Source organism: Polaromonas sp. AET17H-212 (assembly GCF_002379085.1).
GTDB lineage: Bacteria > Pseudomonadota > Gammaproteobacteria > Burkholderiales > Burkholderiaceae_C > Polaromonas.
On the sequence record NZ_NBZW01000009.1, the window covers coordinates 106,788 to 124,774 of the forward strand.

The 17,987-nt window shown below is 61.3% G+C and carries 15 protein-coding genes; 12 read left to right on the forward strand and 3 right to left on the reverse strand.

From position 1 onward, the window contains the following. Nucleotides 1-135: 135 nt before the first annotated feature. Genes B7G53_RS09560 through B7G53_RS09615 form a run of 12 tightly spaced genes read left to right on the forward strand, consistent with a single transcriptional unit; the run spans nt 136 to nt 13,398 of the window. Nucleotides 136-927 carry an ABC transporter ATP-binding protein gene (locus B7G53_RS09560; RefSeq protein WP_096666973.1) on the forward strand — a complete coding sequence of 264 codons (792 nt, stop codon included), beginning with the start codon at nt 136-138 and terminating at the stop codon, nt 925-927. 11 nt (nt 928-938) lie between these two features. Beyond that, nucleotides 939-1,721: an ABC transporter ATP-binding protein gene (locus tag B7G53_RS09565; protein WP_096666975.1), complete on the forward strand. Its 783-nt coding sequence runs from the start codon at nt 939-941 to the stop codon at nt 1,719-1,721. Beyond that, complete coding sequence (locus B7G53_RS09570) at nt 1,718-3,586, forward strand: AMP-dependent synthetase/ligase (RefSeq protein ID WP_096666977.1); 1,869 nt, start codon at nt 1,718-1,720, stop codon at nt 3,584-3,586. The genes B7G53_RS09565 and B7G53_RS09570 overlap by 4 nt, the downstream gene beginning before the upstream one ends. Next, a complete protein-coding gene (locus tag B7G53_RS09575) occupies nt 3,586-4,458 on the forward strand; it encodes a branched-chain amino acid ABC transporter permease (protein ID WP_096666978.1) in 873 nt (290 codons plus the stop codon). Before B7G53_RS09570 ends, B7G53_RS09575 begins: the two co-directional genes overlap by 1 nt. Continuing rightward, nucleotides 4,458-5,504 carry a branched-chain amino acid ABC transporter permease gene (locus B7G53_RS09580; protein ID WP_096666980.1) on the forward strand — a complete coding sequence of 349 codons (1,047 nt, stop codon included), beginning with the start codon at nt 4,458-4,460 and terminating at the stop codon, nt 5,502-5,504. The genes B7G53_RS09575 and B7G53_RS09580 overlap by 1 nt, the downstream gene beginning before the upstream one ends. Continuing rightward, nucleotides 5,456-6,748, forward strand: coding sequence for an ABC transporter substrate-binding protein (locus B7G53_RS09585; RefSeq protein ID WP_255249958.1), 1,293 nt, complete (start codon nt 5,456-5,458; stop codon nt 6,746-6,748). The genes B7G53_RS09580 and B7G53_RS09585 overlap by 49 nt, the downstream gene beginning before the upstream one ends. Nucleotides 6,749-6,803: 55 nt before the next feature. Then, nucleotides 6,804-8,012 carry an ABC transporter substrate-binding protein gene (locus tag B7G53_RS09590; RefSeq protein WP_096666985.1) on the forward strand — a complete coding sequence of 403 codons (1,209 nt, stop codon included), beginning with the start codon at nt 6,804-6,806 and terminating at the stop codon, nt 8,010-8,012. Nucleotides 8,013-8,068: 56 nt separating this feature from the next. Further along, nucleotides 8,069-9,538 (forward strand): acetyl-CoA carboxylase biotin carboxylase subunit, encoded by a 1,470-nt coding sequence (locus tag B7G53_RS09595; RefSeq protein ID WP_096666987.1) that lies wholly within the window; start codon nt 8,069-8,071, stop codon nt 9,536-9,538. 2 nt (nt 9,539-9,540) lie between these two features. Further along, nucleotides 9,541-10,041, forward strand: coding sequence for an acetyl-CoA carboxylase biotin carboxyl carrier protein subunit (locus tag B7G53_RS09600; RefSeq protein ID WP_205853031.1), 501 nt, complete (start codon nt 9,541-9,543; stop codon nt 10,039-10,041). Between the two features lie 10 nt (nt 10,042-10,051). Beyond that, nucleotides 10,052-11,650: an acyl-CoA carboxylase subunit beta gene (locus B7G53_RS09605; protein WP_096666989.1), complete on the forward strand. Its 1,599-nt coding sequence runs from the start codon at nt 10,052-10,054 to the stop codon at nt 11,648-11,650. 9 nt (nt 11,651-11,659) lie between these two features. Then, on the forward strand, nt 11,660-12,523 hold the full coding sequence (locus tag B7G53_RS09610) for an SDR family oxidoreductase (protein ID WP_096666991.1): 864 nt from the start codon (nt 11,660-11,662) through the stop codon (nt 12,521-12,523). Then, a complete protein-coding gene (locus tag B7G53_RS09615) occupies nt 12,520-13,398 on the forward strand; it encodes an SDR family oxidoreductase (RefSeq protein WP_096666993.1) in 879 nt (292 codons plus the stop codon). Before B7G53_RS09610 ends, B7G53_RS09615 begins: the two co-directional genes overlap by 4 nt. Nucleotides 13,399-13,503: 105 nt before the next feature. Here the strand turns inward: B7G53_RS09615 and B7G53_RS09620 are convergent, their stop codons facing one another. From B7G53_RS09620 to B7G53_RS09630, 3 genes are all read right to left on the reverse strand, one after another. Continuing rightward, complete coding sequence (locus tag B7G53_RS09620; protein WP_141396314.1) at nt 13,504-13,842, reverse strand: hypothetical protein; 339 nt, start codon at nt 13,840-13,842, stop codon at nt 13,504-13,506. 122 nt (nt 13,843-13,964) lie between these two features. Then, nucleotides 13,965-14,777 (reverse strand): ABC transporter ATP-binding protein, encoded by an 813-nt coding sequence (locus tag B7G53_RS09625; protein WP_096666997.1) that lies wholly within the window; start codon nt 14,775-14,777, stop codon nt 13,965-13,967. Nucleotides 14,778-14,867: 90 nt separating this feature from the next. Next, on the reverse strand, nt 14,868-17,972 hold the full coding sequence (locus tag B7G53_RS09630) for a Tn3 family transposase (protein WP_096666999.1): 3,105 nt from the start codon (nt 17,970-17,972) through the stop codon (nt 14,868-14,870). Nucleotides 17,973-17,987: the final 15 nt, after the last annotated feature.

Sequence of the window (17,987 nt, forward strand, 5' to 3'; positions counted from 1 at the left end):
CCATGAATCCGGCCCATCCGAGCCGAAGGTCTGCACGACTGCGGCTGCCATCCTGGCGCACCCCTCCACTACGCTCGACCGGCAGACCCGTTCAATGGTTGAGCCCCTGCAGCACGGCGCAAGGAACGGCCTGTCATGCTGAATCTCACCAATGTCCAGATCGTTTACGACAACACCATCGAGGCGGTGCGAGAGGCCTCATTGGCCGTCGGCAAAGGTCGCATCGTCGCCCTGCTCGGTTCCAACGGGGCCGGAAAATCAACCACGCTCAAAGGCATTTCGGGCGTGCTGTATCCGGAAGACGGTGAGATCAAGGGTGGCCAGATCACGTTTGAAAACCGCCAGCTGACCGGCCTGGCGCCGGACGAAATCGTGCGCGCCGGCGTGGTCATGGTGCCCGAGGGGCGCCGCCTGTTCGACCAGTTGACGGTCGAGGAAAACCTCGTGATGGGCGGCTACACGCGCAGTCTGACCGACGCCAGGCGCCAGATGGAGATGGTGTATGGGCTGTTCCCGCGTCTGGTGCAAAAACGCAGCACGGTGTCGGGCTACCTGTCGGGCGGCGAACAGCAGATGGTGGCCATCGGCCGCGCGCTGATGTCGTCCCCGAAACTGCTGATGCTCGACGAGCCCACGCTCGGGCTGGCGCCACAGATCAGCGAAGAGATTTTCGAAATCATCACCCGCCTGTGCCGTCAAGAAGGCATGGGCATTCTCCTGGTGGAGCAGAACGCGCAGATGGCGCTGGCCATTGCCGACTATGGCTACATCATGGAAAACGGCCGCGTGGTGCTCGACGGTGAGGCCGACAAGATGCTGCGCAACGACGACGTGCGCGAGTTCTACCTCGGCTTCGGCGAAGGCGGATCGCGCAAGAACATGCGCGACGTGAAGCACTACAAGCGGCGCAAGCGCTGGCTGTCCTGAGAGAAAAAAACATGAACGACACATTGTTAAGGGTCGAAACCCTGTCCAAGCGCTTCGGCGGCGTCGAAGCCGTTGCCGGTGTCAGTTTTCACGTCCGGCGCGGTGAAATCTATTCCCTGATCGGCCCCAACGGGGCCGGCAAGACGACCACCTTCAACATGATCAGCGGCGTCGTCAAGCCCAGCAGCGGCACCGTGCATTTCGATGGCCGCGACATCACCGGCATGCCGGCGCACCGCCTGGCCGCCATCGGCATCGGTCGGACCTTCCAGAACCTGGCGGTGTTCAAACATGCCAGCGTGGTGGACAACCTGCTGGTCGGCCGCCACTGCCACATGGCCACCAACGTGCTGGATGCCTCGTGGTTCTTCGGACGGGCGCGGCGCGAAGAGCTCGAACACCGTCGCAAGGTGGAAGAGATCATCGACTTTCTCGAAATCGAGGAAATTCGCGACATGCCGGTGGGCACCCTGTCCTATGGCCTGCAAAAGCGGGTCGAGCTGGGGCGCGCACTGGCCACCGAGCCCAAGTTGCTGCTGCTGGACGAAATGGTATCAGGCATGAACAACGAGGAGACCGAAGACATTGCCCGCTTCGTGCTTGACATCCGCGACGAACTCGGCATTTCGGTCCTCATGGTCGAGCATGACATGGGCATCGTGATGGACATCTCCGACCGCGTCTGCGTGCTCAACTTCGGCCGCAAGATCGGCGAGGGCACGCCGGCCGAGATATCGGCCAACCCGGCCGTGATCGACGCCTACCTGGGCAGCAAAACCAAGGAGGCCGCGTGATCGACAACCTGGGCGCCTCGCTGCGCGACGGCAACACCACCCTGCCCAAGCTGCTCAAGCATTGGGCTCAGAGCTTTCCGGATGCGCTCGCGTTTCGCGAGAAGGACTACGGCATCTGGAACCGCATGAGCTGGCAGCACTATCTGGAGACCGCTCGCCGCTTCGCTCACGGCCTGAAGGCCCTCGGATTCGAAAAGGGGGACCGCCTGGCCATTGCCAGCGAGGACAGCCCCCACTGGATGTTCTCCGATCTGGCGACGCAGGCCATCGGTGGCATTGTGGTCGGCATCTACCCCACCAACCCGTGGCCGGAGCTGCAATACATCGTGCACCACTCGAACAGCAAGTTCGTGGTCTGCGGCGACCAGGAGCAGGTCGACAAGGTGCTCGACGCCATGGACAAGCACGCCACCGGCCTGCCCGACCTGGTGAAGATCATCTGCGCCGACATGAAGGGGATGCGCGGCTACAAGCACGACCAGCTGATGTCGTTCGACGACGTGCTCGAGCTTGGCGACCAATACGCTGCGGCATCGGCCCAGCACGCGGGCACCTTTGATCGCGCCATCGAGGACACCCAGCCCGACGACACCTGCATGCTGGTCTATACCTCGGGCACTACCGGCCCCCCTAAGGGGGCGATGCTCTCGCACCGCAACCTGATCGTCACCGTTGACAAGCTCAAAACCCATTTCAAACTGGACCGCCAAAACTACGAGGTGGTCTGCTACCTGCCGTTGTGCCACGTGGCCGAGCGTGCCTTCTCGACGGTCTTGCACCTGCTCACCGGCGGTGTGGTCAACTACGCCGAATCGATCGACACGGTGGCCGTCAATCTGCGCGAGATCGCACCCACGGTGTTTTTGGGTGTGCCGCGCATCTGGGAAAAGCTGCAGCAAGGCATTTTGATCCGCATGCAGGACGCCTCGCGCTTTCAGCGCTGGGCTTTCAAGCATTGCCTCGATGCCGGGCGTCGTCTGTTCGAAAAGGTCGAGGCGCAAGGGGGCCAGCGCAGCCTGTCGGATCGCCTGCACTTCTTCGTGCTGTGGTTGCTGATGTTTCGCAATCTGCAGAAATTCATCGGCCTGGACCGCATGCAGTGCGGCTTCTGTGGCGGCGCCAGCGTCTCGCCCGAGGTACTGAAGTTCTTCCGTATTCTAGGCATTCCGGTGTACCAGGTCTACGGCATGACCGAGTCCGGCGGCGTGATCTTCTTCCAGCATGAAAAAGCTGTCAAACTGGGCGCCACAGGCCTGCCCATCGACGGCCTGAACTGGAAGATCGCCGACGACGGCGAGCTCATCGTCAAGCACCCCGCCGTGTTCAAGGGCTATCTCCACGACGAGAGCGCCACCGCCAAAACCGTGATCGACGGCTGGCTGCACACGGGCGACATCGTGGCGCTGGCTGACAACGGCGAGCTGATGATCGTCGACCGCAAGAAAGCCATCATCATCACCAGTGGCGGCAAGAACATCGCACCGTCCGAGATCGAAAACGCGCTCAAGGACAGCCTGTATGTGCGCGAAGCCATCGTTCTGGGCGACGGGCGTCACTACCTGTCTGCATTGCTCCAGATCGACTTTGACACGGTGGGCAAGTGGGCACAGGAGCGCAAGCTGGCATACACCACCTACAAGAGCCTGGCCTTGCTGCCCGAGGTGCGCGAACTGATTGACGAGGACGTCAAGCGCGTGAACAAGCTGTTTGCCCGGGTCGAAAACATCCGCAAGTTCCTGATTCTGGAGAAGGAACTCGACCACGACGACGGCGAACTCACCGCCACCCAGAAGGTGCGCCGCAACGTCATCGAAAAAACCTTCGCGAAAGAGATCGCGATCATCTACGGTGGAGGGGCGGGCTGATGGACTATTTTCTGCAACTGGTCATTTCCGGCATCGCCGTCGGCCTGGTCTACGGCTTCATCGGCATGGGCTTTGCCATGATCTACCGCGCCACCGGCGTGGTGAACTTCGCCCAGGGCGAGCTGATGATGCTGGTGTCCTACATCGCCTTCACCCTGGCCGGCACCTTCCAATTTGGCTTCTGGCCCATGCTGGCAGCAACTGTCGCGGCCTCGGTGCTGATCGGCCTGCTGATCGAGGTCTTGCTGATCCGTCCGATGCTCGGTCAGCCGGTGTTTTCCACGGTGATGGTGACCATTGGCCTAGCCGTGATCCTGCGCTCGGTGGTGGTGCTGATCTGGGGCGCAGACCCCATGCCGCTCAATTCCGGCCTGCCAACGGAGGTCATCAAGATCGGCCCGGCCGGCCTGTACCCGGCGCAGCTGTATTCCGTTGGGCTGATGGCGGCCGTACTGCTCGGCCTGTGGACCTTCTTTCGCTATTCACGGGTCGGTATCGCCATGCGTGCCACCGCCAACGTGCAAACTGCAGCCCTGCTGATGGGCATCAATGTCAAGCGCATCTTCGCTTTGTCCTGGGCCCTGTCGGCCGGTCTCGCCGCCATTGCCGGCGTGTTGATCGGCGTGATCTACGATGTCAACCCCGGCATGTGGACGACCGGTCTGCGCAGCTTTCCGGCGGTCATTTTGGGCGGGCTGGACTCGGTATTCGGTGCCGCACTCGGCGGCATCCTGATCGGGGTGGTCGAGAACCTGTCGGAAGGCTATATCGGCCGCGGCATGAAGGAGATCGCCGGTTTTGTTTTGATCCTCGTCGTCCTTATGGTCAGACCCTATGGCCTGTTCGGCAAACCTGATATCGAGCGTGTCTGATGCGTAGCGGAAATTTCAAACAAAACTATCGTCAACTGCTGGCACTGACCGACTCGGTTCCTGTCATCGTCTGGTCGTGTCTGCTGGTGGCGCTGCTGGCGGCCGCGCCACTGCTGCTGTCCAAGTACTATGTCTCCGTCATTTTGCTGCTCCTGATCACAGCGGTGGGGGTGTTGGGCCTGAACCTGCTGACCGGGACCACCGGGCTGATCTCGCTCGGGCACTCGGGCTTTCTGGCGGTCGGCGCCTACACGGCCGGTATCGTGGCCGGCAAACTTGGCTGGCCGATGCTGGCGGCCATCTTCGCCGGCGGCGTGAGCGCTGCCGTCGCCGGGATCATCGTGGGCATACCGTCGCTGCGCCTCAAGGGCCTGTATCTCGCCATCACGACGATGGCGTTCGCCGTGATCATCAACCACCTGATCCTCAACGGCGGCAGTCTCACCGGCGGCTCGGAGGGCCTGACGGTGCCGCAGCCCTCCCTGTTCGGCCAGGCGCTGGGGGCCGAGCGTGGCTACTATTACGTGGTGCTGTCCTTTGTGGTGGTGTTCACCTTCATCACCCTGAACATCCTGCGCAGCCGCATTGGCCGGGCGTTCCTGGCGATTCGGGAGCACGACATCGCCGCCAAGGCCATGGGCGTCAACCTGGTGCGCTACAAGTTGCTGGCGTTCATGGTCAGCGCCTTCTACACCGGCATCGCCGGGGGCTTGCTGGCCTACTACACACGCTACCTGAACGTGGACAGCTTCAGCCTGCTGATATCGATCGAGGCGCTCTCCATGCTCATCGTGGGTGGCCTGGGTTCGGTGGCCGGAGCCTTGCTCGGCACGGCTTTCATCGTCCTGCTCAATGAGAGCCTGGGCTTCGTATTCGGCATGATCGGCGCCAGCTTCGGCGGGTCGGGCTCCACTGCCGCCTATGAGATCAAAGGCGTCATTTATGGGCTCGCGATTGTGTTGTTCCTGCGTTTTGAGCCCGATGGCCTCATGGGGCGATGGCGCGACATCAAGCATTACTGGACCCACTGGCCCTTCCGTTTCTGACCCCGCAGCACACGCGCTGCTTATTCCACAGGAGACCTGAGATGCGAACACTACAGAAGCTGACCCAGCGCCTTTGCCTCAGCGCACTCGCCACACTGACCTTCGGCAGCGCACAGGCGGCAGACCCCGGGGTCACGAACGACAAACTCGTGCTCGGTGCCGTGATGCCGCTCAGCGGCCCGCCCAGCATCATCGGCAAGGCAATTGCCACGACCTTGAAAGTCTGGGAACAAGACGTCAATGCGCGCGGCGGCATCGGCGGACGCAAGGTCGACATTCGCATCGAGGACGACGGCTATGTGCCGCAGCGCGCCGTCCAGGGCCTCAAAAAGCTGATTGATGTTGATCATATCTTTGGCTTGATCGGAGTCTCCGGCTCATCGCAGTTGCTGGCCATGCTGCCCATCATCGACGAGCAGAAGATCCCCGCGATCAACCACATCGCGGTCAACAGCGCCCACTTCAACCCACCGCACAAGACGCTGTTCAATATCGGTGCAACTTACTGCCAGGAGGTCTCTGCCAGCATGAAGCATCTGGTGACATCCCAGAAGCTGCAGGGCTCCAAGTTCGGCCTGATATTTCAGGAGGATGATTATGGCGTCGATGTCAAGTGTGGCTACGACCAGGCCCTGAAAGAGCTCGGTTTGAAAAGCAGCATCGAAGTTGCCTACAAACGCGGGGCGAAGGATTTTTCCGCCGAGGTGTTGAGCGTGCAGCGCGCCGGCGCCACCTTTGTGCTGACCGGCGGCATCATCACCGAAACCGCCGCAATGCTCAAAGAGATCGCGAAGAACCAGATGCAAGTCGTGCGCCTGGCCGCTCACCCTTCGCATCTGCCTGCGGTGCTGGCCCTGGCCGGCCCGGCAGCGGACGGCATGTACGTCGCCGAGTATGTGCCTCCAGTGACCGACACTGAAACCCAGGGCATCGGCAAACTCACAGCACTGACCTACAAATACTTTTCAGCCAATGAGGTCAAGGGCATGAACCGGTATTCATTGACCGCCTATGTGGGTGTCCAGTTGCTCGAATCAGCGCTCAACGCCTGTGCCAAAAACCTCACGCGTGCCTGCGTGGTCGAAAAGCTCGAACAGACCAAGAATTTCACTAGCGACGGCATCATGGCCCCCTTGACCTTCGGGCCCAATGTTCGACAGTCGGGCACCCGCCCCATTTTGCTGAAGGCGAATGCCAGCGCCGGGAAATTCGAGCGAGCCTCTGAATTTCTGAGCGCCAAGTGATCCTGACGACGCGCCACTAGCCCCACCCCCATTTCTCAACCAGGAGTGCCTTTTCATGACACGCAAATACTTTCGATATGCCGCCACCAGTCTGCTCAGCATGGTCATCGGTCTGACGGCCACGACCGCCGCCGCTGCCGACCCCGGCGTGACCGACACCAAAATCGTCCTCGGCTCGGTGACGCCCGTCAGCGGCCCCCCTAGCCTGCTGGGCAAGGCCCACATGCTTGCCTTGCGGGTATGGGAGCAGGATGTCAACGCCCGCGGTGGCATCAACGGCCGCAAGTTGGAAATTCGCCAGGACGACGACGGCTATGTGCCCCAGCGTGCCGTGCAGGGCGTCAAGCGACTGGTCGACGTGGAAGGCATCTTCGGCCTGATCGGCACCTCGGGTTCAGCCATGCTGCAAGCCATGCTGCCCTACATCAACGAGCAGCGCTTGCCAACCATCAACGCCATGGCCGTGGCAGCGGCGCACTTCACGCCACCGAACAAAACGGTATTCGTGGTGGGGCCAACCTATTGTCAGGAGTTGAGCTCCGCCATGAAGTACATGGTGGCGAGCAAGAAGCTGCAAAAGGAGAAGTTTGCACTGGTCTATCAGGATGACGAGTTTGGCAGCGACGTGCGTTGCGGCTACCAGAAGGCGATCAAGGAGCTGGGGCTCAACAGCGTGTCCGAGATCTCCTTCAAGCGTGGCACCAAGGACTTCTCGGCCGAGATGCTGAGTCTGAAGCAGGTGGGTGCGACCTTTCTCGCGTCGGGCGGCGTGGTGGCCGAGCATTCGATGCTGATGAAGGAAGCCGCCAAAAACCAGATGCCGCTGACCATCCTTGCGGTGCACTCGGCCCACCTGACCCCTGTTCAGGCGCTCGCCGGCGCCGCGGGCGACGGCTACTTCGTCGCCGACTATGTCCCGCCTCTGACCGACCTGTCGGTGCCAGGCATGGCCAAGTTCATGGGGTTGGCACAGAAGTATCTGTCAGCCGACGAGCAGAAGATGCTCAACCGCTATTCGATCACAGCCTACGTCGGTGCGCTGCTGATGGAAGACGCGATCCGCCGCTGTGGCAAGGCGCTGACCCGCGCCTGTGTCGTCGAGAAGCTGGAAACAACCAAGAACTTCAGCACCGATGGGCTGGCTTCTCCAATCAGTTTTGGCCCCAATGACCGGCACTCGCCGAGCAGCGTGCTCGTGTTGCGTTCGGACGCCAAAAACTCCCGCTTCGAGCGCGTGTCCGACCCCATCCCCGTGCTCGATTGACACCAGACGCCGTTGCATGCATTGACCGTCACCCGCCGTACAGCTGGGTCCCGCCCGTGTTTCAAAAAGTTCTGATCGCCAACCGTGGCGAGATCGCGCTGCGGATCCTGCGCACACTCAAGGGCATGGGGCTCGCCACCGTGGTGGCCTACCACGCGGTGGACGCCGATAGCCCGGCCGTGCTGGAGGCTGACGAGTCGGTCGAATTGCACGGCTCGACACCCGTGGCTGCCTACCTCGATATCGCGCAGCTGGTCGAAGCGTGTCGGCACAGCGGGGCACAGGCGGTGCATCCCGGTTACGGCTTCCTGTCTGAAAACGCTGCGTTTGCGCGTGCGCTAGACGCTGCTGGCATCGTCTTCATTGGCCCGCGTTCGGACACCATCGAACTGATGGGCGACAAGGTGCGCGCGCGCAACTTCGTCGCCAAACGCGGCTTTCCGGTAGCGCCGAGCGCCATCGAGGACGATGACCCGGCCAGCTTCGTCGAGCGCGCCAGGGCGCTCGGCGCGCCGCTGCTGATCAAGCCTTCAGCCGGCGGTGGCGGCAAGGGCATGCGCATCGTGCGTGACCTGTCCGTTTTGGATCGCGAGATCGAGACCGCACGGCGCGAAGGTGAGCGCTATTTTGGCGACGGTCGGCTGTTTGTCGAACGCTATGTGGAGCGCCCGCGACACATCGAGGTGCAGGTGATGGGCGACGCGCATGGCCAGTTGGTGCATTTCTGGGAGCGTGAATGTTCAGTGCAGCGGCGCTTCCAGAAAATCATTGAAGAAACCCCCTCCCCGGCCCTTTCACCGGCGCAGCGCCACGATATCTGCGAAGCCGCGGCCGGCATTGCCCGCGCCGCCAACTATCGCGGCGCAGGCACCGTGGAGTTCATCTACGGCGCCGGTGGCGAGTTTTACTTTCTTGAGATGAACACGCGTCTGCAGGTCGAACACCCGGTCACCGAAATGGTCACGGGCTTTGACCTCGTTCGCGAACAGGTGCGCGTTGCCCAGGGTGAGCCGCTCGGCTACGCCCAGGCGGACATCGTGCGGCTTGGTCACGCCATCGAATGCAGGCTTTACGCCGAAGATGCCGAGCATGATTTCCGCCCCGCCACCGGTGACATCCTGTGCTGGCGGCCGCCATCCGGTCCCGGCGTGCGGGTTGATGCCGGCGTGCGCGAAGGTCAGGCGGTGAGCACTGCATTTGACCCCATGATCGCCAAAATTATTTGCCATGGCAACACGCGTGCACAGGCTATCGAACGCTCCATCCTGGCGCTTGAGCAATCGGTGCTGTTGGGTCTGACCACCAACGCACGCTACCTCACGCGGGTACTGCGCCATGCCGAGTTCCGTGCTGGCCAGGCCGACACCGGCATGCTGGCACGCTGTGCCGACGAGCTGCGCGAGTCTCTCACACCCGATGACATCGACCTGGTACTGGCATCGGCGGTGCTCGCCGACCGCGAACTGTTGCGCGCCGTGCACGCCATTCCCGCGATGCACGCCGCCATGGGACCCTGGAGGAATTGACGATGCGCCGCCGCTATGTCATCAATGGCCAGGTCCATGACCTCGTGGTAACACGTGGAGCGAATGGCGTGTTCCACGTCAGCCATGGCGAACGCAAATTCGAGATGCAGGGAAAGGCGCTGACTGATGGCCGTTGGCGGGTAGCCGTGGATCAGCGCTCGCAAGCCGTCTGGATCGCCACACGGGGCGACAGCCGATTCGTGCATAGCGCGGCCACCGGCGCCCTCGAGGTCGAGGTGATCGATCTCAGCGCAGCCTCCGGCGGCGACCGGGCCGGTGCCGCTTCCGACTTGCTGCAGGCACCGATGCCCGGCACGGTGATCGCGGTTCATGTGGCCGTCGGTGATGCCGTGCACGTTGGTCAACCGCTCATCGTGATCGAAAGCATGAAGCTGGAAACCACGCTGACGGCACCGCGCGATGCCCGGGTCAAGGCGGTGCACTTTGCCATCGGCAACACCTTCGCTCTCAAGTCCACCCTCGTGACGCTGCAAGACCTCTGAGAACTGATTGATGAAACGCATCGACTCCCGCATCGACACCGCATCCGAAGCGTTCCGGCGAAACCATCAAGCCATGAGCGCTATCGTCGCGAATTTTCGCGAGCGCATGGAAATCACGCGCCACCAACGTCCGCCGCATGAGATCAAGCGCGTGCGCGCGCAGGGAAAACTGCTAGTGCGTGAACGGCTGGACTTGCTACTCGATCCCGGTACGCCCTTTCTTGAGTTCTCGGCGCTGGCTGCTTGCGAGGACTACAACGGCGAGGTACCGGGTGCCAACGTGGTCACCGGTCTCGGCGTGGTCAGTGGCCGCGAGGTGCTGATCCACGCCGACGATTCCAGCGTCAAAGGCGGTGTCTGGTACACATTGACACCGCGCAAGCTGGCACGCCTGCTGGACATCGCGCTGGAGAACCAGTTGCCGGTCCTGCATCTGTGCGACAGCGGCGGCGCCTTCCTTGAAGAACTGTCAGGCGTGTACATCGAAGGTGGCCGGGTGTTCCGCAACCAATGCCTGCTGTCCAAGGCCGGCGTGCCGCAGGTCGCGATGGTGTTCGGCCACTGCACCGCCGGCGGTGCCTACATCCCGGCGCTGTGCGATTACAGCATCATCGTGCGTGGCGCCGGCGGCGTGTTCCTCGGCGGGCCACCGCTCGTCAAGGCCGCCACCGGTGAGGAGCACACTGCCGACGAGATCGGAGGCTGTGATTTACACACCCAGGTATCCGGCACGGTCGATTACCCGGCCGACAACGAAGCCCACGCCATCGAGATTTGCCGCGAGATCGTCGCGCAGTTCAAGCCAGCGACGAAGAGCTATCTGCCCGAGCGCGATGCCGAGCCACCCTACTACGACCCCGACGAAATGCTGGGCATCGTCTCGCCCGACCACCGGGTGCAGTTTGACCAGCGCGAACTCATCGCCCGCATCGTGGACGGCAGCCGCTTCCACGAATACCAGCCCGCCTACGGCACGACGCTGGTCTGCGGCTACGCCTACATTTGGGGCTACCGCGTCGGCATCCTGGCCAACAACGGCGTGTTGTTCAGCGATAGCTCCAAGAAGGCGGCGCACTTCATTTCGCTATGCAACCAGAACCGCACGCCGCTCGTGTTCCTGCAAAACACCACCGGCTACATGATAGGCCGTAGCTACGAGATGGAAGGCATCACCAAGGACGGTGCCAAGATGCTGATGGCACAGGCCGGCAGCGAGGTGCCCAAGTTCACCGTGATCACCAGCGCGGCATTCGGTGCGGGCTACTACGGCATGTGCGGCCGGGCCTGGGACCCGCGCATGATCTGGGCCTGGCCGAACGTGCACATGGGCGTGATGGGCCCGGACCAGGCGGCCAACACCCTGGTCGATGTGAAAATCGCCCAACTGCGCCGCAACGGCCACACGCCCAACGAGGCCGAAATGGCGCAATTGCGCCAGCGCGTGTACGAAAAGGCCGAGCGCGAATCCAACGCCTACTTTGCCACCTCGCGCTTGTGGGACGACGGTCTGCTGGCGCCCACTGACACCCGCAACGCACTGGGCATGGCGCTCTCAGCCGCCGCCCACGCCCCGATCGCCGACCCGCATTACGGAATTTTCCGATTCTGAAGGGACAACATGACAGAAGACACTACCTTCGGCTTCGACGACGAAGCCCTCGCAACCCGACCCACCGTCTACCAGCCCGGACTCTTCGATGGGCAGGTGGTGATTGTCAGCGGCGCCGGCAGCGGCATCGGCAAGGGAATCGCCTTTCTGTACGCGCGCCTGGGCGCCAGGCTGGTCATCTGCGGGCGCGATCAGGAAAAGCTCGAAGCCAGCGCCGAATGGCTGCGCCGGCTCGGCAGCTCTGACGTGCTGGTGCAACCCATGACGATCCGCGAGCCCGAGCAGGTGGAACAGTTGATCGACGTGGCGTGGCTGCACTTCGGACGCATAGACGTGCTCGTCAACAACGCCGGCGGGCAATTCCCGCAGCGGGCGCTGGACTACAGCGTCAAGGGCTGGAAGGCGGTGATAGACACCAACCTGAACGGCACCTGGTACATGATGCAGACACTGGCGCGCCGCTGGCGCGATACCGGCACGCAGGGCAACATCGTCAACATCGTCGCCACCTTCCAGCGCGGCATGCCGGGCGTGGCGCACACCTGCGCGGCGCGCGCCGCCGTGACCCACCTGTCCAAAACCGTTGCCGTGGAGTGGGCGCAGCATGGCATCCGCGTCAATTGCATCGCGCCGGGGGCGATCGCCAGCACCGGCTTCCGTCAGTATTCCCCCGAGGCGGTGAAAGCCTTCGCAGGTGCCAACCCGATGAAGCATGTCGGTGACGTGCAGGACGTGGCCGAGGCCGCGGTCTACCTCAGCGCACCCAGCGGCAAGTTCATCACCGGCGAGCTGCTCACGGTGGACGGCGGCGGCGTGCTCTGGGGCGAAGTCTGGACCATCGCCAAACCCGATTACTTCAAGGTGAGCGCATGAACTCGGCTGAGACGCAACACCCCAAGTTCGGCCCGGGCGACGAAGCCCTGGCCGCGCTCCCGACGGTCTACCGCGATGACCTGTTCGCCGGCAAGGTGGTACTGGTGTCGGGCGCCGGCAGCGGCATCGGCAAGGCGATCGCCTTTCTGTTTGCCCGGCTGGGTGCCACGCTCGCGATTTGCGGGCGCAAGGCCGACAAGCTCGATGACTGCGCCGAAAAACTACGCGCGCTATCGGGCCGCGAGGTATTGACCTACCCGATGACCATCCGCGAGCCCGAGCAGGTGGACGCCATGCTCAGCGCCGTGTGGGAACGCTTCGGCGGCGTCGACGTGCTGGTCAACAACGCCGGCGGCCAGTTTGCCGCCCATGCGATGGACTTCAGCGTCAAGGGCTGGAACGCGGTGATCGACACCAACCTCAACGGCAGTTGGTACATGATGCAGGGAGCGGCCAAACGCTGGGTGGAACAGGGCCGACCCGGCAACATCGTCAACATCACCGCAGCCATCGACCGCGGCCTCACCGGCATGGCGCACACCACCGCCTCGCGCGCGGGCGTCATCGCGCTGTCGCGCACGCTGGCCATCGAGTGGGCAGAGCACGGCATCCGCCTGAACTGCATTGGCGCCGGCGCCATCGAGAGCAACGGTTTCAACAACTACCGCGAGGAAAACGTCGCCACTTTCTACCAGTGCAACCCGATGAAGCGGGCCGGCGACGTGCAGGACATCGCCGAGGCGGTGGTCTACCTCGCCGCTCCCTCGGGCAAGTTCATCACCGGCGAGGTGCTCAACGTCGAAGGCGGGATGCTGCTGTGGGGCGAGTTCTGGCCTGCTGGCAAGCCGGACTACTTCAAGGTCGATCAGCCATGAGAGCGCAGGGCCTGGCCTCGTCGGCAGCCTTACGCGCATGCGTTCCGTCTCCCGAGACTGCGGGGCCGCAGTCTCGGGTATCTCCGGTTAATCTTGCTTTCTTGGTCAGTCAATTTCCAATTTTTCCGTCGCTTCCATGTTGGGTAATTGGCTGAGAGGCAATGCGCTGGATTGGAAGCTTACCTGGATACGATTGACCGAAGAGATCATCAAGCAGCGCACTGCGATATCGGACGATTCCGCTGCCACCCTCTCGCAGTATTCCCATTGTTCTTTAGTCACAGACGCCTTGACCTCGACAGCCTTTGCCAACCGGATGACTGCCAACCGGCGGTGACCAAATTTGATGCTACGCGTCAACAACGCGAGCGCAGCTTCTCGGGATCGCTCTTGATCATCGGAGGGCGCGTATGGCATAACGCCTCGTCGGACTAATCGTTTCATGTCTCGCACTGCTTTACGCGTCATCCGTCAGGGTTCCCAGGTTGTCATGTCGCTAATATCGCACCGACTATGTGACGTCTCGCATTCGGTCGCCGGAATCAATGTCTTCTGCGCCATCTCGCTCACGCCAACCAGCGTTTCCTGCGCTTGTAGCTCTTCACATCCCTGAAGCTCTTGCGGTCGCCGCTGCCCACGCCAAGGTAAAATTCCTTGACGTCCTCGTTCTCCCGCAGCGAAACGGCTTCGCCGTCCATCACGATGCGCCCGTTCTCCAGGATGTAGCCGTAGTCCGAGTAGCGCAACGCCATGTTGGTGTTCTGCTCGGCGAGCAGAAAGGTCACGCGCTCCTTGGCATTCAAGTCCTTGACGATCTCGAACACCTCTTCGACGATTTGCGGCGCCAAGCCCATCGACGGCTCGTCGAGCAGCATCATCTTAGGGTTCGCCATCAGCGCGCGACCGATGGCGCACATCTGCTGCTCGCCGCCCGAGGTGTAGGCGGCCTGCGAGGTGCGGCGCATTTTCAGGCGAGGAAAGTAGGCGTAGACCTTCTCTAGTGTCGCCGCCACTGCGGCGCGTCCGTCGCGGCGAGTGTAGGCACCGGTCATCAGATTGTCCTCGATGGTCAGGTGGGCGAAGCAGCGGCGGCCTTCCATCACCTGGATCACGCCACGCTCGACCATGTCGGACGCGTTCAAGCGTTCAATGCGTTCGCCGCGCAACTCGATGCGGCCCTTGGTCACCGCGCCGCGTTCGCCGGCCAGCAGGTTGCTCACCGCGCGCAGCGTGGTCGTCTTGCCCGCCCCGTTGCCACCCATCAGGGCAACGATGCGGCCCTCAGGCACCTGCAGCGACACGCCCTTCAGTACGAGGATCACGTGGTTGTAGATGACCTCGATGCCGTTGACGTTGAGAAGGATGTTTTTGGAGTCCATGGATTCTTTCTTTTACCAATCTGGCTAAATGAGCCCATCCCCTCGAAAAGGTAAAACGAGCGGTTTTCCCCTCTGAAAGAGGATTAGCTTTCAGTCAAAAAGATCCCCTTGCCCCGGCTGCGTGGCGTTGCTCCAGAACACCGAGTCGGCATATTGTGCCGCCAAGGCATCCAGATCAATATCCCGCTCATCGTCGCTGAACTCGAACGACCCGAACATGTTCACGTGCTGCCACGCCACTGGCGACATGCCCTGGATGAACGCGATGGCGTCCAGATCGCCGGCCGCCACCTTCTGTTCGTACACCTTGGACAGCAAGGCCGTGTTGTAGTAAATGACCGCGTTGGCAATCAGCCGCGCGCAATCGTTCCAGACCTGCTGCTCGGTTTCAGTCTGTACCTTGAACTTCCCGCCATTGATGAAGGACACCGCCCGGCGGAACCGGTGATAGGCCTCGCCCCGATTGAGAGCCTTTTGCACGCTCTGGCGCAGTTCGACATCGTCAATGAAGTCCAGAATATAGATGGTGCGAAGGATGTTGTCCAACTCCCACAGGGCCTTTTTGGTGTTGTTTTGCCGGGCGTAGCTGCTGAGTTTGCGTACCACGGTGGCCTGGGTCGTGTCTTTTTGCGCAAGGGATGCCAAGATACGCTGGATATTGGGCCATTCGCTGATGATCAACTCTTCGTTGGCCCTATTGGTTGGCCGAATCAGCATGTCGGCCGGATACTGACTTGGCAGCTTGAACCCGACCAAGGCCGCGGTTTTCTTTTGCACGGTCTTATAGCGCGGGGCAAAGCTGTAGCCGCTGGCATATAGGCACAAATAATTGACCTGGTTGGTGCCATGCGTATCGGTCGAGTGGCGCGTTGGCTTGATCTCCGACGTGTTGTTGTAGAGCAGATCGAATACGAAATGGCTCTCATGCTCGTGCGTACCGATGATCTTGGCGTTGATGGGCACGTGGTTGGCAACCACGGTGCACGCGCTCACCCCCTTGTCCCAGCCGAAATACTTGGGCGAATAGCGGGAGTTGAAGGTGTTGATCTGGGTTTCAAAGCGCTGACCGTCGCTGCTGGAATGCAGCTCGTCGCGGATGTTGAAGAGCTTGAAAGCCGGCAGCGCCGCCGTGGCATTGCTGATGGCGTCATTGGCCGCGTGTACGGTTTCCGGCCGCAGATAACTTCTGGCAGTGGTGATCAGGGATGCATGGCTCAAGCCGGAGACCTCGGCCATCTTGCCCAATCCCATGTTGGTACCGTAGGCCACCACGCAAGCCAGGATCTGGCGCAGATCCGGCGCGTGCTTGACGGATCGATTCAGAACATGTTCGAAGGCATCCAGAAAATGCGTCTCTTTGTTCACGAAGCGCAACAGGTCGGCAACAGGGATTCCGGGCAGCTGGCTGTAGAACGGGGTATTACTGGTCTCTGGCGCAGTTGGGTAAATCAGGGACCAACGCTTCTTATCACCTTGGCCCACGACCTTGATGTTGGTGTTGACGCAGGCGGCCACACGCTGATTGACGGTTACCAGGCGGTCTTCGAGTTTGGCGCGCAAAGTCGCCAGCGTCTCTTCGATGGGCGTGGTCAAGAAGGGCTGTCCGATTTCAGCGAGCACGGCGTCTTTGTGCGCCCAGCGGGCATCGCTGATCAGGTCATCTTCAAACTGGCGAAATTCGTTGCTGTGATGGACATACAAGTCCCCGGATTCCAGTGCATTGCGCAACAGCCGGTAGACCAGAAATTCGTATCGATCGACATCCAGGGTTTTGCGTTTCTCCCCGTCTTCGATAGACTCGACATACAGGTGCTTTTTGAGAGCCGGTGGGATCACGGTCTCAGGAAACTTTGAGGAATCTGCCTGGCGCAGTGACTTGCTCCGGCGCAACAGGTCTTGCATCATGGCGATCGCGGTGACCAAAGGGGCGTTCTCCAAGCGACCGGCAAAATCGATATCGCAAAAGAGGTGTCGCAAGTTGCGTTTGATGGTTGGCGACAGCATGGTGAAGTAAGTCCACTCGTAGTCCAGCTTGTCAAAGGCCACATTGCGCAGGAAGTTGGACACCGATGGAAAGGCAGCCGGCTCCAGCAAGCCGAACGCGCGCTCTTTGACCGTCGAAAACGGGCAATCACTTGCGATTGACTCATCCACAAAGAGGCCCAACACCTCACCGGCAGCTTTCAAATTACTGTTGGCCTCGTCGGAGGCCTGCTGCATGGCCACTTTCGCCGCCAGTTTGGCGTGCTTATCAAATTGCCCGACCAGGTGGATGAACGCTTCAATCAGGTTGTCGTTGATTTGGCGGAACCGGTGGAAGGCAAAGCACAATAGATACAGACGTACCGTGGAGATATCCATGCGGCGCAGCTTGTAAATCGTGTAGAACTGGACCAGCCCGGCGTAATACTTGATGCTCTCCCTGGACAGGGTGGCATCCATCAAAAATGTTTGGGCGAAGGCATGCAAGGGGGCCAGTTGTTTGCGCCGACCGACCTCCTGGCGCAGCTCCTTGTTGCTGAAATCACTCGCCTCGTGTTTCAGGACATTGATCAGATGGATTTTGTCGTCCGCATGCAGCAGGGTATTGAGCGATTGCTGCAGGTCGGCGGGCAAGGTGGCATCCAGCTTTCGGGTAACACGCTTGCGCTCGTCGGTGACAGCCTGGCTTACAAGGTCCTGCAAAGACGTGTATCCCGGTGCCACGATGCGCTGGCTTGAGAGATGCTCCAGCACCTCACGCAAAATGAATTTCGGCTGGGTTGACAACATCGCCGCCCGCTGCGCGAAAGCAAACAGCGCTTGCCTCCCCTCGCTCCCACACAGGCGATAGTCCAACAGCTCAAGAATGATTCGTTGTTGGGCCAGCCGGGTGGGCTTTGATAAAGATCTCACCTCGACCATAAGCCTGCCTGGAAAATAGCGCGTCAGAATGTGATCAATGTCGGGCCGAACATGGTCAAGACTGACAACGAAGAACTGTGCCTTGGCCTTGAAGTAGCCCAGTTGCAGTACGAGATGAACGCCCGCCGTGATTGTGCGTGCAGCATCGATGGTCTCTCGCTCTTCGGGACTCAAATCAAAATGGATTTGGCGTTCACCCTCGGTGAAGTGCGGCAAGCCATACAGGCTGTCAACTTCTTCGGTTGACAGAATGGAAAGGCGCCGAGAGGCTTCGGATTTATTGCTTGGCAAGGCTGACGTGCTCCG